The sequence below is a fragment of the Bradyrhizobium sp. SZCCT0231 genome (assembly GCF_018130245.1).
In the GTDB taxonomy this organism is placed as follows: domain Bacteria; phylum Pseudomonadota; class Alphaproteobacteria; order Rhizobiales; family Xanthobacteraceae; genus Bradyrhizobium; species Bradyrhizobium japonicum_F.
On sequence record NZ_JAFCKP010000001.1, the window covers coordinates 443,621 to 469,076 of the forward strand.

At 66.0% G+C, this 25,456-nt stretch carries 21 protein-coding genes; 13 read left to right on the forward strand and 8 right to left on the reverse strand.

What is annotated here, in order from left to right:
- The first annotated feature begins 179 nt into the window (after positions 1-179).
- Together JQ566_RS02045 and JQ566_RS02050 are read left to right on the forward strand one after the other, a co-directional pair.
- Positions 180-1,529: an amidase gene (locus JQ566_RS02045; protein ID WP_212369056.1), complete on the forward strand. Its 1,350-nt coding sequence runs from the start codon at positions 180-182 to the stop codon at positions 1,527-1,529.
- On the forward strand, positions 1,522-2,208 hold the full coding sequence (locus JQ566_RS02050; protein ID WP_212369058.1) for a DUF2848 domain-containing protein: 687 nt from the start codon (positions 1,522-1,524) through the stop codon (positions 2,206-2,208). The genes JQ566_RS02045 and JQ566_RS02050 overlap by 8 nt, the downstream gene beginning before the upstream one ends.
- 9 nt (positions 2,209-2,217) lie before the next feature.
- On the opposite strand, the gene JQ566_RS02055 is transcribed toward JQ566_RS02050, so the two are convergent.
- The gene (locus JQ566_RS02055) at positions 2,218-2,976 is read right to left on the reverse strand and encodes a transglycosylase domain-containing protein (RefSeq protein WP_212369062.1); all 759 of its coding nucleotides are present in this window, start codon (positions 2,974-2,976) and stop codon (positions 2,218-2,220) included.
- Between the two features lie 228 nt (positions 2,977-3,204).
- On the opposite strand from JQ566_RS02055, the gene JQ566_RS02060 reads away from it, so the two are divergent.
- The 3 genes from JQ566_RS02060 to JQ566_RS02070 are packed head-to-tail and all read left to right on the forward strand — an operon-like array spanning position 3,205 to position 5,914.
- Positions 3,205-3,951 (forward strand): 2OG-Fe(II) oxygenase, encoded by a 747-nt coding sequence (locus tag JQ566_RS02060; protein ID WP_212369064.1) that lies wholly within the window; start codon positions 3,205-3,207, stop codon positions 3,949-3,951.
- Positions 3,952-3,960: 9 nt separating this feature from the next.
- Positions 3,961-4,614 carry a DNA oxidative demethylase AlkB gene (gene alkB / locus JQ566_RS02065; RefSeq protein ID WP_212369078.1) on the forward strand — a complete coding sequence of 218 codons (654 nt, stop codon included), beginning with the start codon at positions 3,961-3,963 and terminating at the stop codon, positions 4,612-4,614.
- A gap of 55 nt (positions 4,615-4,669) precedes the next feature.
- Positions 4,670-5,914 carry an MFS transporter gene (locus JQ566_RS02070; protein ID WP_212369081.1) on the forward strand — a complete coding sequence of 415 codons (1,245 nt, stop codon included), beginning with the start codon at positions 4,670-4,672 and terminating at the stop codon, positions 5,912-5,914.
- Here the strand turns inward: JQ566_RS02070 and JQ566_RS02075 are convergent.
- The 6 genes from JQ566_RS02075 to hpaH all read right to left on the reverse strand — a co-directional run bounded on the left by JQ566_RS02075 (position 5,892) and on the right by hpaH (position 12,298).
- Entirely contained in the window at positions 5,892-7,520 is a 1,629-nt protein-coding gene (locus JQ566_RS02075) for a thiamine pyrophosphate-dependent enzyme (RefSeq protein WP_212369084.1), read from the reverse strand. The two genes, JQ566_RS02070 and JQ566_RS02075, sit on opposite strands and share 23 nt — an antisense overlap.
- Before the next feature lie 26 nt (positions 7,521-7,546).
- Entirely contained in the window at positions 7,547-8,416 is an 870-nt protein-coding gene (locus JQ566_RS02080; RefSeq protein ID WP_212369087.1) for a fumarylacetoacetate hydrolase family protein, read from the reverse strand.
- 3 nt (positions 8,417-8,419) lie between these two features.
- Positions 8,420-9,403 (reverse strand): 3,4-dihydroxyphenylacetate 2,3-dioxygenase, encoded by a 984-nt coding sequence (gene hpaD, locus JQ566_RS02085; protein WP_212369090.1) that lies wholly within the window; start codon positions 9,401-9,403, stop codon positions 8,420-8,422.
- 128 nt (positions 9,404-9,531) lie between these two features.
- Positions 9,532-11,070 carry a 5-carboxymethyl-2-hydroxymuconate semialdehyde dehydrogenase gene (gene hpaE, locus JQ566_RS02090; RefSeq protein WP_212369118.1) on the reverse strand — a complete coding sequence of 513 codons (1,539 nt, stop codon included), beginning with the start codon at positions 11,068-11,070 and terminating at the stop codon, positions 9,532-9,534.
- The gene (locus JQ566_RS02095; protein ID WP_212369121.1) at positions 11,063-11,461 is read right to left on the reverse strand and encodes a 5-carboxymethyl-2-hydroxymuconate Delta-isomerase; all 399 of its coding nucleotides are present in this window, start codon (positions 11,459-11,461) and stop codon (positions 11,063-11,065) included. Before JQ566_RS02095 ends, hpaE begins: the two co-directional genes overlap by 8 nt.
- A 30-nt stretch (positions 11,462-11,491) precedes the next feature.
- The gene (hpaH, locus tag JQ566_RS02100; RefSeq protein ID WP_212369124.1) at positions 11,492-12,298 is read right to left on the reverse strand and encodes a 2-oxo-hept-4-ene-1,7-dioate hydratase; all 807 of its coding nucleotides are present in this window, start codon (positions 12,296-12,298) and stop codon (positions 11,492-11,494) included.
- A 111-nt stretch (positions 12,299-12,409) separates the two neighbouring features.
- On the opposite strand from hpaH, the gene hpaR reads away from it, so the two are divergent.
- The 8 genes from hpaR to JQ566_RS02140 all read left to right on the forward strand — a co-directional run bounded on the left by hpaR (position 12,410) and on the right by JQ566_RS02140 (position 24,448).
- Positions 12,410-12,928 (forward strand): homoprotocatechuate degradation operon regulator HpaR, encoded by a 519-nt coding sequence (gene hpaR / locus JQ566_RS02105; RefSeq protein WP_212369126.1) that lies wholly within the window; start codon positions 12,410-12,412, stop codon positions 12,926-12,928.
- A 115-nt stretch (positions 12,929-13,043) separates the two neighbouring features.
- Positions 13,044-13,820 carry an HpcH/HpaI aldolase family protein gene (locus tag JQ566_RS02110; protein WP_212369129.1) on the forward strand — a complete coding sequence of 259 codons (777 nt, stop codon included), beginning with the start codon at positions 13,044-13,046 and terminating at the stop codon, positions 13,818-13,820.
- A gap of 96 nt (positions 13,821-13,916) precedes the next feature.
- A complete protein-coding gene (locus JQ566_RS02115) occupies positions 13,917-15,440 on the forward strand; it encodes a UxaA family hydrolase (protein ID WP_212369132.1) in 1,524 nt (507 codons plus the stop codon).
- Between the two features lie 197 nt (positions 15,441-15,637).
- Positions 15,638-16,156, forward strand: a complete 519-nt coding sequence (locus JQ566_RS02120) for a PAS domain-containing protein (protein WP_212369135.1) — start codon at positions 15,638-15,640, stop codon at positions 16,154-16,156.
- Positions 16,134-17,438, forward strand: coding sequence for a methyl-accepting chemotaxis protein (locus JQ566_RS02125; RefSeq protein ID WP_212369138.1), 1,305 nt, complete (start codon positions 16,134-16,136; stop codon positions 17,436-17,438). The genes JQ566_RS02120 and JQ566_RS02125 overlap by 23 nt, the downstream gene beginning before the upstream one ends.
- Positions 17,439-17,762: 324 nt before the next feature.
- The gene (locus JQ566_RS02130; RefSeq protein ID WP_212369141.1) at positions 17,763-21,032 is read left to right on the forward strand and encodes a transglutaminase family protein; all 3,270 of its coding nucleotides are present in this window, start codon (positions 17,763-17,765) and stop codon (positions 21,030-21,032) included.
- Between the two features lie 27 nt (positions 21,033-21,059).
- On the forward strand, positions 21,060-23,573 hold the full coding sequence (locus JQ566_RS02135; protein WP_212369144.1) for a circularly permuted type 2 ATP-grasp protein: 2,514 nt from the start codon (positions 21,060-21,062) through the stop codon (positions 23,571-23,573).
- Positions 23,570-24,448, forward strand: coding sequence for a transglutaminase family protein (locus JQ566_RS02140; protein ID WP_212369147.1), 879 nt, complete (start codon positions 23,570-23,572; stop codon positions 24,446-24,448). The genes JQ566_RS02135 and JQ566_RS02140 overlap by 4 nt, the downstream gene beginning before the upstream one ends.
- A 621-nt stretch (positions 24,449-25,069) precedes the next feature.
- Here the strand turns inward: JQ566_RS02140 and JQ566_RS02145 are convergent.
- Positions 25,070-25,342, reverse strand: coding sequence for a hypothetical protein (locus JQ566_RS02145; protein WP_212369150.1), 273 nt, complete (start codon positions 25,340-25,342; stop codon positions 25,070-25,072).
- Positions 25,343-25,456: the final 114 nt, after the last annotated feature.

Consider the following 25,456-nt stretch of genomic DNA (forward strand, 5'->3'; position numbering starts at 1 on the left):
TCCCAAGGGAAATCTTGATGAGGCAGGCTTCACGCCCGCCTGTTTCGATTGTGATGCGACAATCGACCATCGTGCGTCAACGGTCCAGCAATGCGCATGCATGCCATCATGCGCACAATGCTTGTGTCGAACTGAGGCAGCGCTATAGATTGCGCGCGCCAATATTCCGTGAGACAGACATGCCCGATTTTCCGACACTGGCGAAGCTCGCCGAAGACCTCGAAAGCGGCCGCACCACCGCCCGCAAGCTGGTCGAGGCCTGCATCGCCAGGATTGCCGATCCCGCCGGCGAAGGCCAGCGCGCCTTCATCCATGTCGACAAGGACGCCGCGCTGACGACCGCCGACGCCATGGATGCCCTGCGCAAGGTCAAGGCGGCGCCGTCGCCCTATGCCGGTATTCCCATCTCGATCAAGGATCTCTTCGACATCAAGGGACAGACGACGCGCGCCGGCTCCCGTGCGCTCGACGATTCCGATCCGGCCGAGCACGATGCGGCGGCGGTCGCGCGGCTGCGCCAGGCCGGCTTCGTGCTGATCGGCCGCACCAACATGACCGAGTTCGCCTATTCCGGCATCGGCATCAACCCGCATTACGGCACGCCGAAGGGCGCCTGGAACCGGGCCGAGGGCCACGTGCCCGGCGGCTCGTCCTCGGGCGCCGCGGTCTCCGTGCTAGACGGCATGGCGCATGGTGCGCTCGGCACCGACACCGGCGGCTCGTGCCGGATTCCGGCGGCTTTCAACGGCATCGTCGGCTACAAGCCGACGCAGCGCCGCGTGCCGCTGGACGGCTCGGTGCCGCTGTCGTTCTCGCTCGACAGCATCGGGCCGCTGGCGCGATCGGTCAGCTGCTGTGCCATACTCGATGCCGTGCTCGCGAGCGAGCCGATCACAGCGCTGAAGCCGCGCCCGGTGAAGGGAATGCGGCTCGCGGTGCCTGTCACGATCGCGCTCGACGATCTCGACGCGGAGGTCTCCAAGACCTTCGAGCGCGCGCTGAAGACGCTGGCCGACCACGGCGCCATCATCGAGCGGATCGAGATGTCCGAATTTCACGACATCGGCCCGATGAACGCCAAGGGCGGCTTCGCCGCCTCCGAAAGCTACGCCTGGCACCGCTATCTCATCGCGGCCAAGGGCGACGTCTACGATCCCAGGGTTGCCGTCCGCATCATGCGCGGCGAGGCGCAAAGCGCGGCCGATTACATCGACCTGCTCAACGAGCGCCGCTCGCTGATCGCCCGCGTCAACGCGCGCATCGCGCCCTATGACGCCCTGGTGCTGCCGACCGCCGCCAACACGCCGCCGAAGATCGCGGACCTCGCCGACGACAAGGCGTTCACCACCCAGAACCTGCGCGCGCTGCGCAATTGCACCCTGATCAACATGATCGACGGCTGCGGCATCTCACTGCCCTGTCATCGCGAGGGCGACGTCCCGGTCGGCCTGATGCTGGCGGGCGCGGGCGGCTCGGACCGTCGTATCTTTGAACTTGCTGCCGGCATGGAGGCCGTCATTCGTGTTTGACCTCACTTTCACCGTCGATGCCCAGGACACCACCACGCCGCTGACGCTGGCGATCGACCAGATGGTCATCGCCGGCTGGACCGGCCGCGATCCCGTCGCGCGCGACAAGCACATCGCCGAGCTGCAGGAGATGGGCATCGCCCCGCCGGCTTCGACCCCGATCTACTACCGCGCCTCGGCGCGGCGGCTGACCCAGCAAGCCCGCATCGAATGCACCGGTGGCGACTCCAGCGGCGAGGTCGAGTTCGTGCTGATCGGCTGGCAGGGCCGCATTTTCGTCGGCTGCGGCTCCGACCACACCGACCGCAAGGTCGAGGCCTACAACGTCACGGTGTCCAAGCAGATGTGCGACAAGCCGATCGCCTCGACGCTGTGGGAGCTCGAGGACGTCATCGGCCATTGGGACAAGATGATCCTGCGCTCGTACGCCACGATCAAGGGCGAACGCGTGCTCTACCAGGAAGGCACGCTGGATGCGATGTTGCCCGTCGCCGACCTGATCGCGCGCGGTTTCGAGGGTGGCAAATTCCCCGACGGCTGCGCCATGTTCGGCGGCACGTTTGCCGCCAAGGGCGGCATCCGCCCGGCAGAGCGCTTCGACTTCGAGCTGGAAGACCCCGTGCTGAAGCGGACGATCAGGCACGGCTATGCCGTGACGACGCTGCCGGTGAGGGGCTGATCGGCGTCGTCATTGATTGACGGGCTGGGCTTGGGTGCCCGGCATGTCCTTGAGAAACAGCGGCCGGCTCTTGGCCGCTGCCGCCTGCGCCTCGCTGATCAGTCCGGCCGCCTGCATGCGATCGATGAGGTAGTCTCGGGAGGCCGTGTCGAAAGATCGGCTCGGGTAAGGCCGTCGTGCGCGCACAATGAGAAACGCGATTTCGTCGATACCGAGGTCCGCGAGCGCCTTTCCAAAGTAGGCCTCGGCCCCAGCCGCCACGCCATATGCACTGCGGCCTAGATAGCTGTCATTGAGATATATCTCGAGGATCCTGTCCCGGGACAAGCTGCGGGTGACGCGCTGCATGAAGTAGATCGAGGCGATCGGGTCGATCTGCCGGTCATTCCCCGGGGTGAGTGACAGCAGGCAGCGCGCGACAGATTGCGTCACGCCGGCTGGTCTGGGGCTGCGGCCAGTGCCTAGGGCCAATGCGATCTCGGCAATCGGATTCAGCGTCCAGGATTGGTAGAAACCAGGTTGCTCATACGCGATCACGGCGTCCCGGAGCAAAGGCTGGATATCGGCGAGGGGAATGTAAGCGCGCTTGGGATCGGTCCTGCACGCGGGGCCTGTCGGCGAAACCACCGCGAGCTGGGCTTCGGTCGGAAGTCCGATGCTGTACCCGTAGTGCCAGACCAGCCAACCGGACAAGGCGAGCAGGCCCACCCCCGCGAGCGAGAGCAGGGCCAGCACTGTCTTGGCGGCAATGACGAGAAATTTGTGCATCGAGGGCAGACAGAGGGAGCGGGGCAGATACAAATTTGCGTCGGAACCGGACGGAATTGGGGCGGGTTAGACCTCACGGAAATCGGGTGGTGGCAGCAGCTGCGATCTGCCACACCCCGTCATTCCGGGGCGCGACGAAGTCGCGAGCTCTGGTGCGCAACCGCGCACCAGAGCTCGCGCCCAAGAGGGCGGGCGCCCCGGAATGACGGATGTGGATAGGATATCGCTATGGCCATTGCCAAACGTGTTGCTGCACCAGACGCTGGAGCCGACCTCGCCTCCCGTATCGACGCCCTCGATTGGCCGCAGATCACCGCCGAGATCGATTCCCAGGGCTGCGCCATCCTGAAGAACCTGCTCACGCCGGACCAATGCCGCGCCATCGCCGCGCTCTATCCCGACGACGACAACTTCCGCAGCCGCATCGTCATGGGCCGTCACGGCTTTGGCCGCGGCGAGTACAAGTACTTCTCCTATCCGCTGCCCGATCTGATCGCGCAGCTCCGCCCGGCGCTTTACGCGCACCTGCAAGGCATCGCCAATCGCTGGAACGAGGCGATGGGGATCGACATCCGCTATCCCACAGCGCATGCGCCGTTCCTGAAGCGCTGTCACGAGGCGGGGCAGGCGCGGCCGACGCCGCTGCTGCTGCAATATGAGGCTGGCGACTACAACTGCCTGCACCAGGACCTCCATGGCGAGCACGTGTTCCCGCTCCAGGTCGCGATCCTGCTCTCCGAGCCCGGACGCGATTTCAGCGGCGGCGAGTTCGTGCTGACCGAGCAGCGTCCACGCATGCAGTCCCGCGCCGAGGTGGTGCCGCTCGCGCAGGGCGATGCGGTCGCCTTCGCGGTGCATCACCGTCCGGTGCAGGGGACACGCGGCACCTACCGCGTTAACCTGCGCCACGGCGTCAGCCGGATCAGGTCCGGCCAGCGCCACACGCTGGGTGTGATCTTTCATGATGCCAAATGAGTGTAACCATTGACGGCTGATCTGTTCGACAGCGTCGCCGAGGCGCAGCCTTCGCGCGAGGAGATCGCCGACGGCGCCGTGCTGCTGCGCGGCTTCGTCAAGCCGATCGAGCACGAGCTGATCGAAGCGGTGCGCGCCATCGTGGCGCAATCGCCGTTCCGGCGCATGACCACGCCCGGCGGCTACCAGATGTCGGTGGCCATGACCAATTGTGGCGAGCGCGGCTGGATCACCGATCACACCGGCTATCGCTATGATCCCATCGATCCGCGAACCGGCGCGCCCTGGCCGGCGATGCCGCCGGCGTTTCGGGATCTCGCCCGCCGCGCGGCGGAGCAGGGCGGCTTCCAAAACTTCGCGCCCGATGCCTGCCTCGTCAATCGCTACGAGCCCGGCACGCGGCTGTCGCTGCATCAGGACAAGGACGAGCTGGATTATTCCGCGCCGATCGTCTCGGTCTCGCTCGGCCTGCCCGCGACCTTCCTGTTCGGCGGCCTTGCGCGCAGCGACAAGCCGAGCCGCTTCCGCCTCGTCCATGGCGATGTCGTGGTCTGGGGCGGCCCATCGCGGCTCGCCTATCACGGCGTCGCGCCTCTCGCCGAGGGCGAGCACGCGCTGCTCGGACGGCGGCGCATCAATCTGACCTTCCGCAAGGTGCTCTGAAGCATTCCCTCGAGCCCGGCCGTCGTCTAAGCTCCGGCGAGGGGGAGGCGGCGACATGACGACAGCAGAGGTATCGACTGGCGCGAGCGGCAACGCGGCTCGCACGGGACTTTATCTCGCCGTGCTGCAACTGGTGTTCACGCTGGGCTGGACGACCTACGTCATCTACCTGCCGAAGCTCGCCGCCGATGTCGGCATCGCGCCGGCGGCGGTGATCTTCATCCTGATGCTGGACCAGGCGATCTTCACCCTCGCCGACACCGCGATGGGAATCGCCGCCGACAGGATCGCGCCTGTCGTCGGCAGGCTCGGCCTGTTCGTCGGCGTGCTGGCAGCAATCTCCTGCGCGGCCTTCGTCGCGATGCCCTTCGTGGCCGGCATCGGCGCAGGCGCGCAGGCCTGGCTGATCGCGCTGATCGTGGTCTGGTCGATCACGTCATCGGCGCTGCGCGCTCCGCCGCTGACCCTGCTCGGCAAGTACCGCGCCAGGCCGCAGGTGCCGTTTCTCGCGGCGTTCGCCATGTTGGGCTATGGCGTCGCCGGCGCGGTCTCGCCCTATCTCGGCGTGGTGCTGCGCGAGCACGATGCGCGGCTGCCCTTCGTGATCTCCAGCGCGGTGCTGCTGCTGACGGCGCTCGGGCTGTCGCGGGTCGAGTACGATGTGGCGCGCGAGACCGTGCCGCCGACGCCGGCCGAGGCGGCCAAGCCGCTAGGCCTGGTGCCGATCACCTTCATCGTCGCGATGGTGGCGCTGGCGCTCGGCTACCAGCTGCACTTTGCCATGAACAGCGCGCCGTTCTATCTGCGCTTCGCCAAACCGGCCGAACTGCAATGGCTGATGCCGGTGTTCTGGATCGGCTTCAACATCGCGATGTTTCCGGCGAGCCTCGTCGTCAAGCATCGCGGCGGCTTGATCGTGATGGGTGCCGCCGGGCTGCTCGGTGCGGTCGCGATCGTCGTGGCGGAGCTTGCCGGCAGCCTCAATACGCTCATCGTTGCGCAGTTCCTCGCCGGCGCGGCGTGGGGTTGCATGCTGATGAGCGCGATCTCCGCCGCGCTCGCGATCGGCTCGACCGGCGCGGAAGGCAAGGTCACTGGCCTCGTCTTCTCGGCGCTGGCCCTCGGCACCTTCGCGCGGATGGCGGCGGTCGCGGGCGGCCTGCAGAAGATGCCCGAGTATGCGCCGCTGCTGCACTGGGCGCCGGTCGCCTGCTGGTCGGTCGCAGGCGCGGGCCTGCTGGTGATCGCGGCGGCGCGGCTTCAGGGAGCGTCCGGCCTCAAGGCTTCGGTGGGTGAATGAACGCCCAGGGGCTGACTTCCGAATCCCGGGTCACCTCGACCGAGATCAGATACGGCCCGCCATGGGCGAGTGCCTTCTCCATCGCCGCCTTGAACTGATCCGGCGCGGTGACGCGCGCTGCGGCCACGCCGAAGGACTCCGCGAGCTTGACGAAATCCGGATTGACGAGGTCGGATGCGACCACGCGGCCGTCAAACCGCTCGCGCTGGTCGCGGCGGACATTGCCATAGGCGTTGTTGTTGAACACCAGCGTCACCACGCCGATGTTGAACTGAACGGCGGTGGCGAGCTCCTGCACGGCGAACATGAAGCCGCCGTCGCCGGTGATGGCGACCACCGGCTTGTCGGGGTTCGCCACCTTGGCGCCAAGGGCGGTCGGAAAGCCCGAGCCGAGCGTGCCCTGATAGCCTGACGTGATGAAGGTGCGCGGCTGATAGATCGGGAAGCCGTACCAGGAGGCGAAGCCGACCTGCGACAGTTCATCGGTGACGATCGCGTTGTGCGGCAGCACTTCGCGCAGGATGTTGAGATACGCCATCTGCGGCTGGATGCGCTGGATATCGGCTTGTGCTGACGCGGTGGCTTCGCGGATGTCTCCGCGCCGGCCTCTGCCCTTGGAATAACCGGCCTTCCTCACGGCCGCGACGAGATCGGCCGTCCCGTCCCTGGCGTCGGCGACAATCGCAACATCGGAGGCGAGCCGGCGCATCTCGGCCGGATCGATATCGATCCGGATGGATTTCAGCCCCTTCGGCTGATACGGCCAGCGGAAGCCCGAGGCCGGTAGCTCCGCGCGCGTGCCGATCGCGATCATCAGGTCTGTCGTGGGCCACAGTCTGTAGGCGGCGGCCATGGTGAGGCCGAGCTCATGCGCGTTGGAGACGATGCCGCGGCCGCTGCGGAAGGCGACCACGGGCGCATCGATCGTCTCGGCGAGCTCGAGGATCTCTTCACCCGCTTCGATCGCGCCGCTGCCGACGAAGATCATCGGCGCCTTGCTGGACTTGATGAGCGCAGCAGCCTGCTTGATCATATCAGGATCAGGCTGCGGCGCAGGCAGAGGCTCCAGCATCTTCGCGACGGGCGTGTCGGCGCGCTGCGTGAAGACGTCCCAGGGCATCTCGACCGAGGCAGGGCCGCGCCGGCCCGACATCATCTCCTGGAACGCGCGCGCCACGACCGTCGGTGCGTTGCCGGGGTATTCGATGCGATCGGCCCATTTCACATAGGTGCGCAACGTGGCTAGCTGGTCCGGCATCTCGTGCAGGTGACCGCGGCCTTTGCCGAGAAACGGCGTCGGCACCTGCCCGGTGACGCAAAGCACCGGCTCGTTGCAGCCGAATGCGGTGAGAAGCGCGGCGCTGGCATTGAGCACGCCCGGGCCGGGCACCACGCTGAACACGCCGGGCCGGCCGCTCGAGCGCGCATAGCCGAACGCCATGTAGCCGCAGGCCTGCTCGTGCCGCGCGCCGATCACCTTGAGCTGGGCCTGATGAAACGCGTCGAACAGCCCGTAGACCTGTGCGCCGGGCAGGCCGAACACGGTGTCGACACCATGGGCGACAAGCCCGCTTACGATCGCTTCGCCGCCGGTGAGGGTGGTCATTGTATCATTCCACTTCGATTGTTGTCTTAGGCTTCGTCGACCACGCCGTTGCGCAAGCATCCGATCCCCTCGGCCGCGACCTCGACGACGTCGCCGGGCTTCAGGTATCGCGGCGGATCGAACCGCGCACCCGCGCCGGTCGGCGTGCCCGTGACGATGATATCGCCGGGGACGAGGGTTGCGAAGGTCGAGATATAGTTCACGAGATAGCGGAACGGAAACATCAGCCGGCTGGTGCAATCGTCCTGCCTGAGCTCGCCGTTGACATGCGTGGTGAGACGGATATCCGCAATCTGCGATTCCGATGTGTAGGGCACGAGCCACGGGCCAAGGCTGCCGCTGGAGTCAAAGTTCTTGCCCTGCGTGACGTTGAACTTGGCATGGCGCAGCCAGTCGCGCACCGAGCCCTCGTTGCAGAGCGTCAGCGCGGCAATGTGATCGAGCGCGGCGCTCTCGGGAATGTGCCGGCCTTGCTTGCCGATCACCAGCACGATCTCGCCCTCATAGTCGAGCTGCGCGGAAGCACGCGGGCGCACCAGCGGCGTGTCGTGGCCGACGAAGGAGCGTGGGCTCCGCATGAACATGCTCGGATATTTCGGTGCGTCCTGGCCATCCTTGTACTCGGCATTGCGGTCGGGATAGTTGACGCCGATGCAGATGATTTTCTCCGGCGCAGGCACTGGCGGCAGCCAGGTGATCTCGGCGACGGCGCGATCCGGCGCGCGGCCGGCGGCTTCTTCGGCGAAGCTCACCAACTTGCCGGCGGCGATCACCTCGCGCAGCGTCGGATAGTCTTTCGCGTAGCGCGCGGAGAGATCGACGATGCCGCCCTCCAGAACAGCGCCGTAGCAGATGTCACCCTTGACGGAATAGGTGGCGAGGCGAGGGAGCTTCATCGCCTAATCCGCCACCAGCACGTCGGCCACGAATTTCGGTTCGCGCACGGCCTGGCCCGTGAACGGCGAGCCCTGCTCGAACCATGAGCGCGGCGCCGGTGCGCCCCACAGCGTCTGGCGGCGCGGATCGCGCAGCGACCAGCGCAGCGGCTCGTGGTCGTGATCCCCCGTGAAATAATCGCTGGTGTAGAGCTCGAGGCGGTGTCCATCGGGGTCGCGGACATAGAGGAAGAACGCATTCGAGATGCCGTGACGGCCTGGGCCGCGCTCGATGTTCTTCACAAAGCCTTGCGAAGCCATGACGTCGCAGAGATGGATGATGTTCATCGCCGTCGGCGTCCAGTAGGCGAAGTGATGCAGGCGCGGGCCCTTGCCGTTGGTGATGGCAAAATCGTGGACATTGCCTTTGCGATGCATCCAGGCCGCCGCGATGCGCCCGTTCGGCCCGTCCTCCTCGGCATATTCGGTGAGGCGGAAGCCGAGCCGGGCGTAGAATTCCATGGTGTCCTGCACTTCAGCAGCGAAGACGTTGAAATGGTCGAGCCGCTGCGGATGGCAGCCCCGGTAGAGATCGTAGCGGCGCAAGAGATGCGGCCGCCGCTCCATCGCCGCGTAGAGCTCGATCTGGAAGCCGAACGGATCGGTGAATTGCAGCGTGCGGCCCTGGAACGGCTGATCGACGAAGGCATAGCCGAGGCCGTTCTCGGAGAGGAACGCGGCAGCCTTGTCGAGGTCTTTGTCATTGCCGACCTTGAAGCCGAGCCTGTTACAGGCGGGCACCGCTGCTTTCCGCAGCACCAGCGAATGATGCTGATGCTCTTCCGCCGCGCGCAGGTAAACGACCTTGTCGTCGGCATCCTCGACATGCAGGCCGACGGTGGTCTCGTAGAACTCGCGGCTCAGCTTCAGGTCGGTGACGTCGAGCACGACGTGGCTGGAGCGGATGATGTTGAACGGCGGTTCGAAGATGTGTTGCGGTACCGGCATTGGCGTTTCCCCTCGTTCCTGTCATTCCGGGGCGGCTCGCAGAGCCGAGCCCGGAATCCATCGCGCAGCAGAGTCGGTTGATGAATGGATTCCGGCTCGTGCTTCGCACGCCCCGGAATGACTCTTCCCTAAATTCCCAGCTTCTGAATCTTGTGCGTGCCCCGCGCCAGCGAGACGTGCTTGGTTTCCATGTAGAAGTCGAACGAGTAGTCGCCGCCGTCGCGGCCGATGCCCGAGGCCTTCATGCCGCCGAATGGCGTCGGCAGATGGCGGACGTTCTCCGAATTCAGCCAGATCATGCCGGCCTCCAGCGCGTCGGCGACACGCAGGGCGCGGCCGACGTCGTTGGTCCAGACATAGCCGGTGAGGCCATAGCGGATATCGTTGGCGATCTCGATGGCGTCCTTCTCGTCGCGGAAGGGCAGCACGGTGAGGAACGGGCCGAACACCTCCTCCTGCGCCACCCGCATCTTGCCGTGTGCGCCGGTGACGAGGGTCGGCTCGACGTAATGCCCGCCGCCCGGGCCGTCATAGGCCCTGCCGCCGACTGCGATGGTCGCGCCGTCCTGCCGCGCGACGTCGAAATAGGAGCAGACCTTTGCGAGGTGACGTTCGTGGATCAGCGGCCCGATCTCGGTGGCGGGATCGAGGGGATGGCCGACCTTCAGCACCTTCACGCGTGCGGTCAACTTCTCCACGAATTTTTCCGCGATGCTCTGCTGGATCAGCAGGCGACTGGAAGAAGTGCAGCGCTCGCCGTTGAGCGAGTAGATCATGAACACGACGGCATCGAGCGCGCGTTCGAGATCGGCATCGTCGAACACGATCACCGGGTTCTTGCCGCCGAGCTCGAAATGCACGCGCTTCAAGGTCGGCGCGCCCTGAACCATGATCGCCGATCCCGTCGCGCTTTCGCCGACGAAGCCGATCGCCTTGATGGCGGGATGCTCGGTCAGCGCCTTGCCGGCTTCCTCGCCAAAGCCGTGCACGGTGTTGAGCACGCCGTCGGGCACGCCGGCTTCCTTCACGAGCCTTCCCAGAATGGAAGCGGTCACCGGCGACCACTCGGCCGGCTTGTGCACGACGGTGCAGCCCGCGGCCAGCGCCGGGGCAATCTTCCAGGTCGAGAGCATGAACGGCGTGTTCCACGGCGTGATCACGCCGACCGGACCGATCGGCACCCGCGTCGAGACGTTCCAGTGCTCGTCGCTCGGCGTGTTGAGACCGTCGCGCGCCTCGCTGCATTTGTCGGCGAAGAAGCGGAAATTCTCGGCGGCGCGGATCGCGGCCTTGGCCATGAAGCGATAGGCTTGGCCGGTGTCGATGCATTCGAGCACCGCGATGTCCTCGGCATTATCCTCGATCGCATCAGCCACCCGATGCAGCAGCTTGCGCCGCATCGCCGGCCCCATGTCGCGCCAGGACTTGAAGGCGAGCGAAGCAGCCGTCGCCGCGCGATCGATATCCTCGGCATTGCCACGTGCGACGCTGGCGAGTGTTGCGCCATCGACAGGCGACTTGGTCTCGAACGTCTCGCCGGAGATCGAGGCGATGGTCTTGCCGTCGATCATGTGGCCGATGCCGTCAGCGCGCAGCGTCTTCAGCAGCGGCGCGACGCGCTCGCGATTGGCCTGGAATACGTCGCCTTTCGGGGTGGGCTTATCCATGGGCGGCCTCCGCTTTCAGGGCGTCGTGGATGTTGTTGCGCTTCCAGCTCGTATCCTTGTCGTTGATCTGCATGTCGAACGACAGAGCGAGCTTGCCGGCGGCGAAGACGGGATCGAGATGTTTTGAGAGCGCCTGGAAGACGTGTTCGCCGGCCTTCTGACGCGTCTTGAGATCGCGGCCCTCGCCGATGCGCAGCACCATGTCCAGAAACCCGTAGTCCTGGCGCGCGTCAGCGATCGCATAATGCTCGCACCTGACAGCGCGAACGCGGATGCCGCCAAGCGGGAAGATGCCGGTCTCGACCGCCGCCTTGCGCACCACCTCGCACACCGCGCCGATGTCGAGGCGGCCGTCGAGATTGGCCGAATATTCGATCGTGAAATGCGGCATCGCGGTTTCACTCCCTGTCTTCTTGTTCGCCTAAGCGAAGTAGCAGCTCACCGAGCCATAGGCGCCATAGTCGGCCTGAATTGTGTCGCCCTTGCGAGTCTCGATCGGACGGATGAAGGAGCCGGCGAGCACGACCTGCCCGGGCTCGAGCGCAAGCCCGAGCGGGGCGATCTTGTTGGCGAGCCAGGCCACGGCTGTGGCGGGATGGTTGAGCACGCCGGCGGCAAGACCCGTCTCTTCCAGCTGGCCGTTCCTGAAACAGAGCGCGCCGATCCAGCGCAGGTCAGCATCGAGCGGGCGGATCGGGCGGCCGCCGAGCACGATGCCGGCATTCGCCGCATTGTCTGCGATGGTGTCGAAAATCTTTCGCGTCGCCTTGGTTCTGGGATCGACGCGCTCGATCCGCGTATCCAAAATCTCCAGCGCCGGCACCACGAAATCGGTGGCGTTCAGCACGTCGAACATCGTGCAGCCGGGGCCGGCGAGCCGTTTGCTCATGACGAAGGCGAGCTCGGCCTCGACGCGCGTCGCGATGAAGCGCTCGGTCGGCACCAGCCCGCCATCGGCGAAGAACATGTCGTCGAGCAGCACGCCGGAATCCGGCTCGTCGATATTGAGCGCGCTCTGCATCGCCTTCGAGGTCAGGCCGATCTTGTGGCCTTTCACCACGCGTCCCTCGGCAATCTTGACGCCGACCCAGGCCTTCTGAATCGCGTAGGCGTCCGCGATGGTGATGTCCGGGAAGTCTTGCGAGAGCTGCCGGATCTGCGTGCGGGTCTTCTCCGCCCGGTGCAGACGCCTCGCGCAAGCTTGGATATCGTCGTTGGAAAGCGCCATTCGTCATCTTACAAATCGTGGTGCTCGGGAGATGCTTAACATGTTAAGTGAATGCGTCAACAGAATTTCGGCTTGCTGCACTGCAAACGTTTTGCGGTCTGAAAGGGCGTCATGACGAAGAAATCCGCCGATCCCGCCAACGGAAGCGCGCCTGCCGCGCGCCAGGTGCCGATGCGCGACTTCTCGCGCTCGCTGCCGATGTCGCTGCTGCGGGCCCGCGAAGCCGTGATGCGGCAGTTCCGTCCCTCCCTGCGCGAGCACGGTCTCACCGAGCAGCAATGGCGTATCCTGCGGGCATTGGCGGCGATCGAGGCGGTCGAGGTCACGGAACTCGCGCGCACGGCATTCCTGCTCGGGCCGAGCCTGTCGCGCATCCTGCGCGACCTCGAGGCCCGCAACCTGATCGAGCGCAAGACGGCGAAAGCCGACCAGCGCCGCAGCATGGTCTCGATCTCGAAAGAGGGCGTGAAGCTGATGGCCTCGGTGGCGCCGACGTCGGAGGCGATCTATGCCGAGATCACGCGGCGCTTTGGCGCCCGCAAGCTCGCCGAGTTGCAGGAGATGCTCGGCGAGCTCGAACGGAGCCTTGCGGGGCTCGGAGGCGCGGACGAGACAATAGCCGGGGAGTGAAACCAGATATGCGTGCGTGCGCGGCGAGAGCCATGGACATTCACGCTTTTTTTCGCTCAAAGTGCGGCCCAACCCGATCCGCGGCGAGTGAGAGCAACAGGGAAGGAAAGGCAACGTGGCGAACAAAGTCAAAGAGATCTGGAAGTCGGGCAAGGCCGTGGTCAATGCGTGGCTGGCAATTCCCTCCGGCTTCTCGGCCGAGATGGTCGCGCAATGCGGCTTCGACAGCGTCACGGTCGACATGCAGCACGGCGTGCAGGACTATCTCTCGATGGTGCAGTGCTTCCAGGCGATGGACAAGCACCCGGTGACCCCGATGGTCCGCGTGCCCTGGAACGAGCCCGGCATCATCGGCAAGGTGCTCGATGGCGGCGCCTATGGCGTGATCTGCCCGATGGTCAACACGCCGCAGGAAGCCCGGAACCTGGTCTCCTATGCGAAATATCCGCCGAAGGGCGTGCGCTCCAACGGCCCGATCCGCGCCGGCATGTACGGCACCGCCGGCTCCTACCAGAAGACGGCCAATGACGAGATCGTGCTGCTGCCGATGATGGAGACCCGGACCGCGGTCGAGAACATGGAGGCGATCCTCGACGTCGAAGGCATCGACGGTGTCTATATCGGCCCGTCCGATCTCGGCTTCTCCTACGGCCTCGAGCCCAAGCTCGACCGCAGCGAGCCCGAGATCCTCGCGATCTACGAGAAGATCATCAAGGAATGCGGCAAGCGCGGCCTCAACCCGGGCATCCATTGCAGCGGCGCCGAAGGCGCGGCGCGCGCCATCAACATGGGCTTCAAGCTGGTGACGCTGTCCAATGAAGTCGGCCTGATGACGACCTACGCCAAGATGCAGGTCAACGCGACCCGCAAGGAGTCGGGCGGAAAGGCTTGATCTCTCGCGAATGGCGAATGGGGAGTGGCGAATGGCTGCTCCTCTTTTTCCATTCGCCACTCCCCACTCGCTATTCGCCTCCGAAGGAGACCTCCCATGACCATCAGCCCCGTCATCCGCCTGCATCCCGATGATGGTGTGGTGATCGCGCGCGCGAGCCTGCCGCCGGGAACGGTGGTCGCAGACGGCGTGACCACGGTCGATCGCATCCCCTCCGGCCACAAGGTCGCGATCAAGCCGATCGCCGTCGGTGAGCCGGTGATCCGCTACGGCCAGATCATCGGCTTTGCGACCATTCCGATCGCGCCGGGCCAGCACGTGCACGTGCAGAATTGCGGCATGGGCGATTTCTCGAAGGACTATGCGTATTGTGCCGACGTCAAGCCGACGCCGAATTTCGACCTGCCGGCGACCTTCGAAGGCATCCGCCGCCCGGACGGCCGCGTTGCCACGCGCAACTATATCGGCATTCTCACCTCGGTGAATTGCAGCGCCCATGTCGCGAGCCTCGTCGCCGACGTCTTCAAGAAGAATCCGTTCACCGGCGACAATCCGCTGGCCGATTTCCCCGACGTCGACGGCGTGGTCGCGCTGACCCACAAGACCGGTTGCGGCATGACGCAGAACGAGCCGCTGGCGCTGCTCCGCCGCACGCTCGGCGGCTATGCGCGGCACGTCAATTTCTCCCACGTCATCGTGCTCGGCCTCGGCTGCGAGGTGAACCAGATCGGCGGCCTGATGGAAGAGCAGAAGCTCGCCGGCCGCCTGCGCGCGATGGACATCCAGGAGGTCGGCGGCACCCGCAAGACGGTCGAAGCAGGCATCGCCTTCGTGCGCGAGGCGCTTGCCGATGCCAACAAGGTCAAGCGCGAGACGGTGCCGGCGAGCGAGCTGACCGTGGCGCTGCAATGCGGCGGCTCGGACGGCTATTCCGGCGTGTCGGCCAATCCGGCGCTCGGTGCGGCCAGCGACCTCATCGTGCGCCATGGCGGCACCGTGATCCTGTCGGAGACGCCGGAGACCTACGGCGCCGAGCACCTGCTGACGCGCCGCGCCGTCAGCCGCGAGGTCGGCGAGAAGCTGGTCGATCTCATGCGCTGGTGGGACGAATACACGACGCGCGAAGGCGCCGAGATGAATGCCAATCCGAGCCCCGGCAACAAGGCCGGCGGCCTCACCACCATTCTGGAGAAGTCGCTCGGCGCGATGGCGAAGGCCGGCACCACCAACCTCGTCGAGGTGCTGCGCTATGCCGAACCGGTGACCAAGCGTGGCTTCGTGTTCATGGACACGCCCGGCTACGATCCCGTGGCTGCGACCGGGCAGGTCGCCGGCGGCGCCAACCTCGTCTGCTTCACCACGGGCCGCGGCAGCGTGTTCGGCTGCAAGCCGGCGCCCTCGATCAAGCTCGCCACCAACACGCCCATGTACAAGCGCATGGAAGAGGACATGGACGTCAATTGCGGCACCATCCTCGAAGGCGAGGAGAGCGTCGAGCAATGCGGCCGGCGCATCTTCGATCTCATCCTCAAGACCGCCTCGGGCCAGCCGACCAAGAGCGAGAGCTTCGATTTCGGCGGCGCCGAGTTCGCGCCATGGGTGCTGGGCGCGACGATGTAGTCGCGTGCGTACGTCGAACGCACAACGCAGCCGCGTGTGGTTCGCGCGAAATGCAACAATGGTTCGCTACGTAATGATACGGAGGCGGGCCTCTCTCGCAAGAGTTCCGCGGCTTACACCTGATTAACAATGTTGCCGTAGACAGAGCCCGATATGGCTCCGCACCGTCGCGTGGCCGGCTTTGAAGGGTCGAACCGATGCACGCGATACGTCCCACTGGGGTGGAAAATCTCCTCGGCGACGAGGAGCTGATCGTATCGAAGACCGATCTCAAAGGCCGCATCACCTACGCCAATGACGTCTTCATTCGTATGGCGAAATACTCTTACGCCGAGCTGATGGGCGCCCCCCACAGCCTGATCCGCCATCCCGACATGCCGCGCGCCGTCTTCAAGCTGCTGTGGGACACGCTGCAGGCCAAGCAGGAGATCTTCGCCTACGTCGTCAACCTGGCGAAGGACGGCAGTCATTACTGGGTGTTCGCCCACGTCACGCCGACCTTCGACGAGCGCGGCAATATCGTCGGGTATCACTCCAACCGTCGCAAGCCGGATCCCGCGCAGATCGAGCGCATCAAGCCGATCTACAGGACGCTGTGCGCGGAAGAGGCGCGGCATGCCAATGCCAAGGAGGGCATGCATGCGAGCTTCGAGGCGATGGTCGGGCTGCTCAAGCAACAGGGTGTCGGTTACGATGAATTTGTGCTCTCTCTCTAAGGCGCAGGGAGCGACCGCGCTCGCGTGTGTTCTTGCCGTCGTTGACTTCGTTCTCTCTCTTCTCGGCGTGACCGGGATCGCCGGTGCCGCTTTGCTTGGCGCCACGGTCGCGCTGCTCGGCTACGCCGTCTGGTGCCAGCACCGCACGGCGGTGGCCGTCGATGAGGTGGCCGACGTATGCCGCAAGGCGGCGCGCGGTGATCTCGAGGTGCGGATCCTGAGTGAACGGCAGGCCGGGCGGATCGGCGCGATCCAGAAGTCGGTCAATGACATGCTCGACATCGCCGACGCCTTCGTCCGCGAGGCTTCGGCGTCGATGGACTATGCCAGCCGCGGCAAGTATTTCCGCAAGATCCTCGCGCGGGGCTTGCCCGGCTCGTTCCGCCGCTCGGCGGTCGTCATCAATGCCGGCACCGACAGCCTCGGCTGCCGCGTTGAGGAGATCGCCGGTATGGCGCGGCAGTTCGGCACGCATCTCGACGCGGTTGCAGGCGGCCTCATGGGCGCCGCGACCGATCTCGAATCCGACGCCGGCCAGATGGCGGCCGCGGCGGAGAAGACCAGCCGGCAGACCTCCGGCGTGCTCAGCGCGTCCGATCAGGCGTCCCGCAACGTCGCCACCGTCGCCAGCGCCGCGGAGCAGCTCGCGTCGTCGATCGCCGAGATCAGCCGCCAGGTGGCCGGCTCGACGGCGAGCACGGGACGGGCGGTGAACGAAGCCAATCGCGCCGGCAGCGAGATCCGTACCCTTGCGGATGCCGCGATGCAGATCGGCGACGTCGTCAAGCTGATCAGCGAGATCGCCTCGCAGACCAACCTGCTCGCGCTCAACGCCACCATCGAGGCGGCCCGCGCAGGGGAGGCCGGCCGCGGCTTCGCGGTGGTGGCCTCCGAGGTCAAGAGCCTCGCCAACCAGACCGCGAAGGCGACCGAGGAGATCAGCGCCAAGGTCGGCGAGATGCAGCAATCGACCACCAATTCGGTCGCGGCCGTCGAGGCGATTGCGCAGACCATCGCCGAGATCAACGGCATCACTGCCTCGATTGCGGCCTCCATCGAGCAGCAGGGGGCCGCGACGCGCGAGATCGCCCGCAACGTTCACGAAGCCTCCGCCGGCACCTCGCAGGTCTCCTCCAACGTGACAGGGATCAGCGAAGCCGCCGACGATACCGGCCGCGTCGCTGCCCGCGTCAACAGCGCCTCCGAACGCGTCCACGGCGAAGTTGAGACGCTCCGCCGCGAGGTGACGCAGTTCCTGCAGCGGCTGACGTCCGCGGCGTAATGTTCCCCGAACAAGGTCGTCATGCCCGGGCTTGTCCCGGGTATCCACGTTCTTCGTGCCGCGGCAAAGGTCGTGGATGGCCGGGACAAGCCCGGCCATGACGCCGTGGCGGCTTCAGAATCGTAGGGTGGGCAAAGGCGCACTTGCGCCGTGCCCACCATCGATCCATGCTGCAAGAGGCGGTGGGCACGCTTCGCTTTGCCCACCCTACGATACTGCCCGCGTAGCCGGGATACTTCCTAGGCACCCTGTGCCCGTTGTTAGTGCTTGATCGCGCTGACCTCAGGTGTTCTGCTCAAAAAAGCTGCTGGAGCACCGCACCCCGTGTCGATCTACGTCGCGCTACACCACGTCACGCACTACAAATACGACCGCCCGATCGACCTTGGCCCGCAGACCATCCGCCTGCGGCCGGCGCCGCACACGCGCACGCCGGTCCTGAGCTATTCGCTCAAGGTCACGCCATCAAACCACTTCGTGAACTGGCAGCAGGACCCGCAAGGCAACTGGCTTGCGCGCTACGTCTTTCCGGAGAAGACCACCGAGCTGAAATTCGAGGTCGACTTCACCGCGCAGATGACCGTGGTCAACCCGTTCGACTTCTTCGTCGAGCCCTATGCCGACAGCTTTCCGTTCGACTATCCGAAGGACCTGAAGACGGAGCTCGCGCCTTATCTCGAGACCATCAAGCCCGACCGCCTGTTCGCCAAATTTCTCGACTCGATCCCGCACGAAGCGCCGAACACCGTCAACTTCCTGGTCGATCTGAACAGGGAGTTGCGGGATCGGGTCCGCTACATCATTCGCATGGAGCCGGGCGTGCAGACGCCGGAGGAGACGCTCGCCTCCGGCGCCGGATCGTGCCGCGACTCCGCCTGGCTGCTGATCCAGACCTTGCGCCATCTCGGTCTCGCCGCCCGCTTCGTCTCCGGCTATCTGATCCAGATCCGTCCCGACATCGATCCGATCGAGGGACCGCCGGAAGTCGAGAACGATTTCACCGATCTGCACGCCTGGGCCGAGGTCTATCTGCCGGGCGCAGGCTGGATCGGTTTCGACGCGACCTCGGGCATGCTCGCAGGCGAGGGCCACATCCCGGTCGCCGCCACGCCGCATTATCGCTCGGCGGCGCCGATCTCCGGTGGGGCGGGTTTTGCCGAGGTCGAGTTCGCGTTCGACATGAGCGTGAGGCGCATCCGCGAGGCACCGCGCATCACCAAACCGTTCTCCGACGAATCCTGGGCGCGGCTCAACGATCTCGGCGAGCAGGTCGACGGCGATCTCGCGAGCCAGGACGTGCGGCTCACCATGGGCGGCGAGCCGACCTTCGTCTCGGTCGATGACCTCGAGGCCGGGGAGTGGAATACGGAAGCCGTCGGTCCGACCAAGCGCGCGCTCGGCGACGACCTGATCCGCCGCCTGCGCACGCGCTTCGCGCCGGGCGGGCTTCTGCATTACGGCCAGGGCAAATGGTATCCGGGCGAGAGCCTGCCGCGCTGGGCCTTCGGCCTGTACTGGCGCAAGGACGGCGTGCCGATCTGGAAGAACGCCGACCTCATTGCCAAGATCGAAAATCCGCGCCGTGCCGAGGTGAAGGACGCCGAGGCCTTCATGGAAGGCACGGCGGCCCGGCTCGGCCTCGATGCCGGCTACATCATGCCGGCTTATGAGGACACCGCGTACTGGCTCCAGAAGGAGGCCGAGCTTCCCGTCAACGTCGATCCCTCCGATTCCAGATTATCCGATCCGGAAGCCCGCGCGCGGATGGCGCGCGTGTTCAGCGAGGGGCTCAACGCACCGCGCGGCTTCGTGCTGCCGGTGCAGCGCTGGAACGCGCCGCCGCGCTGGCGCAGCGAGCGATGGCAACTCCGGCGCAATCATCTGTTCCTGATGCCGGGCGATTCGCCTCTCGGTTTGCGCCTGCCGATTGGGTCGCTCGGCTACGTCCCGCCCAACCAATATCCCTACATCGTCGAGCAGGACCCGATGGAGGCGCGGGACAAGCTGCCGGTGTTCACGCTCGCCGCGCGTCCGGAATCCTCGCCGCGGGCCGCGCCCGAGCATCTCAACACCTCCGTCCCGGTGCGCACTGCGATGTCGGTCGAAGTCCGCGACGGCGTGCTCTGCGCCTTCATGCCGCCGGTCGAGCGCATCGAGGACTATCTCGAACTGGTTGCCGCGCTCGAAGCCACCGCGGAGGAGATGCAGCTACAGGTCCATGTGGAGGGCTACCCGCCGCCGTTCGATCCGCGCATCGAGGTCATCAAGGTGACGCCCGATCCCGGTGTCATCGAGATCAACATCCAGCCGGCCAAGAGCTGGCGCGACGCGGTCGAGATCACCTCCGGCCTCTACGAGGATGCGGCCAAGGTGCGGCTCGGCGCCAACCGCTTCCTGGTCGACGGCCGTCACACCGGCACCGGCGGCGGCAATCACGTCGTGGTCGGCGGCTCGAGCCCGCAGGACTCCCCGTTCTTGCGCCGGCCTGATCTCCTGAAGAGCCTGGTGCTGCACTGGCAGCGGCATCCGTCGCTGTCCTATTTCTTCTCAGGCCTGTTCATCGGCCCGACCAGCCAGGCGCCGCGCATCGACGAGGCGCGTCACGACAGCATCTACGAGCTGGAGATCGCGCTCTCCCACGTGCCGCCGCCGGGCTACCAGACGCCGCTCTGGCTGGTCGACCGGCTGTTCCGGCATCTGCTCGTCGACATCACCGGCAACACCCACCGCGCCGAGATCTGCATCGACAAGCTCTATTCGCCGGAGGGGTCCACCGGCCGGCTCGGCCTCGTCGAATTCCGCGCACTCGAAATGCCGCCCGATCCGCGCATGTCACTGGCGCAGCAGCTCCTGATCCGCGCGCTGATCGCAAAGTTCTGGCGCGAGCCGCTGAGCGGCAGGTTCGTGCGGTGGGGCACCGCGCTGCACGACCGCTTCATGCTGCCGCATTTCATCTGGGAAGATTTTCAGGAGGTGCTCACCGAGCTGCAGCAATCGGGCTATCCGTTCGAGCCGGAATGGTATCTGGCCCAGCTCGAATTCCGCTTCCCCGCCTTCGGCCGGGTCCATCATGGCGGCGTGACGCTGGAGCTGCGCCAGGCGCTGGAGCCCTGGCACGTGCTCGGCGAGGAGGGCTCGGCCGGCGGCACCGTGCGCTATGTCGACTCGTCGGTCGAGCGGCTCCAGGTCAAGGCCGAAGGCTTCGTCGAGGGCCGCCACATCGTCACCTGCAACGGCCGCCGCCTGCCGATGACCTCGACCGGACGCTCGGGAGAGGCGGTGGCCGGCGTCCGCTTCAAGGCCTGGCAGCCGGCCTCCGGCCTGCACCCGACCATCCCCGTCCACGCGCCCCTGACCTTCGACCTGATCGACACCTGGAACGGCCGCTCGCTCGGCGGCTGCGTCTATCACGTCGCTCATCCCGGCGGGCGCAGCTACGACACCAAGCCGGTCAACACCTACGAGGCCGAGGCGCGGCGGCTGGCGCGCTTCCAGGACCACGGCCACACCCCGGGTCCGATGCAGCCGCCGCCCGAGGAACGCACAAATGAATTTCCGCTGACCCTCGACTTGCGGACCCCGCTCCTGCAATGAGTATGATGGTGGGGGAGGGAAAGGCCCATGGGCGAGGGCGCAGCCGAAGACAACGACCAGGCGGGCAGGGCACAAGCCCAGCAGCGGATCGCGCAATGGGTCCGCGACTATAGCCGCCTGCCCGGCATCCCCGACGAGTTCCTTGGGCCCGGCGGTGCGCCGCGCGCGGTCTGGAGCCGCTTCTTCGACGCCTTCGGCGCGCTCGCGCCCGACGAGATCGAGCGGCGCTTCGGCATGGCCGACCGCCATCTCCGCGAGGCCGGCGTCACCTACCGCGCGCCCGGCGACAGCGCCGACCGGCCCTGGTCAATCAGCCATCTGCCGCTTTTGATCGACGAGGCCGACTGGCAGCAGCTTTGCGCCGGCATCACCCAGCGCGCCGAGCTGCTCGAGCGGGTGCTGCGCGACATCTATGGCGAGGGCCGGCTCGTCGCCGAAGGCGCGCTGCCGGCAGCCGCGATCGCCGGCAGCCCGGAATATCTCCGTCCCGTCTGCGGCGTGCCGCCGCCGGGCGGGCGCTATCTCTCGCTCTATGCCGCCGACGTCGGCCGCGGCCCCGACGGCCGCTGGTGGGTGCTCGGCGACCGCACCCAGGCGCCCTCGGGCGCGGGCTACGCGCTGGAGAATCGCCTCGTGCTCTCGCGCGCCTTCTCCGATCTCTACAAGTCGATGAACGTGCCGCGCGTCGCGCCGTTCTTCGAGGCGTTCCGCGACTCGCTTCGCGCGCGCGCCGACCGCGACGAGCCGCGGATCGGCGTGCTCACCCCCGGAAGCTTCAGCGAGACCTATTTCGAGCACGCCACGCTGGCGCGCTATCTCGGCTTCCTGCTGGTCGAGGGCGACGACCTCGCCGTCAGCGACAACCGCGTCCACATCCGCACCGTCGCCGGCCTGAAGCGGCTGGATGTACTGTTGCGGCGGGTCGATTCCAACTCGCTCGACCCGCTCGAGCTCGATGCCTCCTCGCGGCTCGGGGTCCCCGGCCTGATCGATGTGCTGCGCAAGGACGGCGTCGTCATCGCCAACATGCCGGGCTCGGGCGTCCTCGAGGCGCGGGCGCTGCTCGGCTTCCTGCCGGCGCTCAGCCGGCGCCTGCTCGGCGAAGACCTGAAGATGCCGCACATCGCGACCTGGTGGTGCGGCCAGCGCGCGGCGCGCGACGAGGTGCTGGCGCGGCTCGATGAGGTCGCGATCGAAGGTGCCTACCGGCGCGGCGTTCCCGGTTTCGACTCGAGCGGCCCGGCGCTCGCGAGCGAGCTCGATGCGAGTGGCCGGCGGCGCCTGATCGATGCCATCAACGCGCGCGGCATGGACTATGTCGGCCAGGAGGTGGTGCGGCTCTCGACCATGCCGGTGTGGGAGCACGGCCAGCTCACGCCGCGTCCTTTCGTGTTGCGCGTGTTTGCCGCCGCCACGCCCGACGGCTGGGCCATCATGCCCGGCGGCTTCTGCCGGATTGCCGAGCAGCCGGACGCACGCGCGGTGTCGATGGGCGACGGCGCCCGTGCCGCCGACGTCTGGGTCGTCTCCGACAAGCAGGTCCCGACCGCGACATTGCTGCCGGCGACCGACAAGGTGCGCATCCGCCGCATCGCCGGCGTGCTGCCGAGCCGCGCCGCCGACAATCTGTTCTGGCTCGGCCGCTATCTCGAGCGCGCCGAGGCGACGCTGCGGCTGGTGCGTGCCTTGGGCTCGCCGAGTGGGCCGAACAAGGGCACCGCGGCCTCGGTGCAATCGGCCGAACGCATCCAGCGCCTGTTGGTGGCCTGGGGCGCGGTCTCGCAAACCTCGCGCACGGCGCCCGGACGCATCGTCGCCGAAGCGCTGCAGAGTCCGGACCGTTTCGGCTCGGCACTGTCGCTGGTGCGCGCGGCGCAGCGCACGGCGACCTCCTTGCGCGAGCGGCTGTCGCCCGATGCCTGGCAGGTCATCACGGAAATGGCCGAGCGTCTCGCCTACGAGGTCGAGGACGACGATAGCGTGCTGAGCGCGGCCGAGCTGACCTTGCAGGAGCTCGCGAGCTTCGCCGGCCTCGCGCAGGAGAACATGAATCGCGCCGCCGGCTGGCGTTTCCTCGACATCGGACGCCGCACCGAACGTGCCATCAACACCACGCGCTTCACGCGGCAGTTCGCCTATGACGAGGCCGGCGACGAGGACCTCGACATTCTCCTGACGCTGGTGGACTGCCAGATCACCTACCGCTCGCGTTATCTGCTGGCGCCGATCCTGGCGCCGGTGCGCGACCTCGCCGTGCTCGACGGCTATAATCCGCGGTCGGTGGCGTTCCAGGTGACGACGCTGAACGAGCACATCGCCGCGCTGCCGAGCCTGAAGGAGCACGGCCTGATCGAGAAGCCGCAGCGGCTCGCGGTGGCGATGCAGGCGATGCTCGCGACCGCGGAGGCCGAGAAGCTCGAGGTCAAGACCCTGTTCGCGCTGGAGCAGGATCTGCTCAGCCTCGCTGACGCGATCGGGCAGCACTACTTCCCGCACGGTCCCAATGCCAGCCGGCCGGAAAAGCTGACGGGGCTGGCGTGATCTACGACATCCGTCACGTCACCACCTACGAGTACGAGAATCCCGTCAGCTTCGCCCGCTGCACGCTGCGGCTGGAGCCCAGAAGCGGCGGCGGCCAGGAGCTGATCTCGCACGATCTCGAGATCCATCCACGCCCGGCCGAGCGCAATGTGCGGCGCGATTTCTTCGGCACGCTCACCGAGAGCGTCGTCATCGAAGCCGCGCATCGCAATCTGCGCATCGACTCGCACTCGCGCGTGTCGGTGTCGCGCCAGCCGCCGGCGCGCGATGCATCCAGTCCGCCCTGGGAGAGCATCCGCGACATCGCGTTCGAAGCAACCAGCCTCGGGCCGTCTTCGCCGGTCGGCTACGTCTTTGCCAGCCCCCTGGTGCCGGTGCTGCGCCCGGTCAGCGCCTATGCGGGGATGAGCTTTCCGCCCGGCGCGGGCATCCTCGCCGGCGCAGTCGACCTGATGCGACGCATCCGCGGCGAATTTCGCTACGATCCCAAGGCGACAGTGATCTCGACGCCGCTCGACGAGGTTTTCGACAAGCGTCACGGCGTCTGCCAGGACTTTGCCCATGTGATGATTGCCGGGCTGCGCGGGCTCGGCCTGCCCGCGGCCTATGTCAGCGGCTACTTACGCACCATTCCGCCGCCGGGCCAGCCGCGTTTGCAGGGCGCCGACGCCACCCATGCCTGGGTGTCGCTGTGGTGCGGGGCGGAGCTCGGCTGGGTCGATCTCGATCCGACCAACGATCTCCTCATTGGCAACGATCACATCATGCTTGCGATGGGGCGCGATTTTTCCGACGTCTCGCCGGTCGACGGCATCATCGTCGGCTCGCCCAAGCAGAAGCTCAGTGTCGCCGTCGACGTGCTGCAGGTGGAGTAGGGCGTGTACTCATAAGCGTCGGATTGCCAACGCGAAGCGGAAGTCTGCCATCTAGAATGTCATCGGCAGCTTGCGACCCATAGCGGGCATCCCGTTGGGATGAGCCGTTCCCCTAGGTTGCGGTAAGGATTTTCCTAAATCGGTGCTCGCCGAGCGTTCCGGTTACCGTTATCGGCTCGTCTGGCTCAAGCCGGCTCCGCACGACCCGGACAGTGTCGAGGTAGGGATAGCGCCAACACCACGAGCGTCATTGACGCGGGCGGGCGGCTTATGGGCAGACGACAATGACGATGCACACGCAAGCAAAGAAACGAGACCCAAATGCCTGCTAATGCAGATGACCAATGCTGCGTCTACTACATCAGTGACGCAAGCTGCATCGGACGGTTACATCGGCATCAACTCCAATCAGGCGCGAATAAGAACGCATGGCTGAGCTGCGGGGCGGGCAAACAAAAAGCCCCCGACAGGAACCCCATCATGGGAATTCTTTGGGGGCTATTTTTTGGCGAAGCTCGTATTCAAATAATGCGAGGCTTCTATTTGCACACCCGGCCCGGTTCGTCTTGCCCGGCTGCTCCTGTTGTTATCCCGTTCTCAATCGCCACAGCAACAGCTTGGTCAATTGCCGTAAAAATCACAGGACACGCACATATGACCAGCTTTATCAAAGTTCTTCTTAGCATCGTAGCCTGAGTCGCGCAGATTCCGCCTATAAAGTGCCGAAGCAGGCTGCTCGCCAAGACTGCCGCCTGCTGGAACACCAACAGCCGCCATGCTTGATCCAACACGGTGCATTTTATGGAATGATGAACCACGACGCTGATTATGACCAGCATCAGCTGATACGACACCAACAGCTAATATAGCTGCAATAAGAAGTGCGGTCTTCATGATACACCTCCTGTAAGGCAACATAGTTGTTGCCAAAGCAAGGAGCGCGCGTGCTCGATCTCGAGCCAGCGGTCTCCAATACGATGTAAGATGAGCGGTCGGAGCGCGGATTGC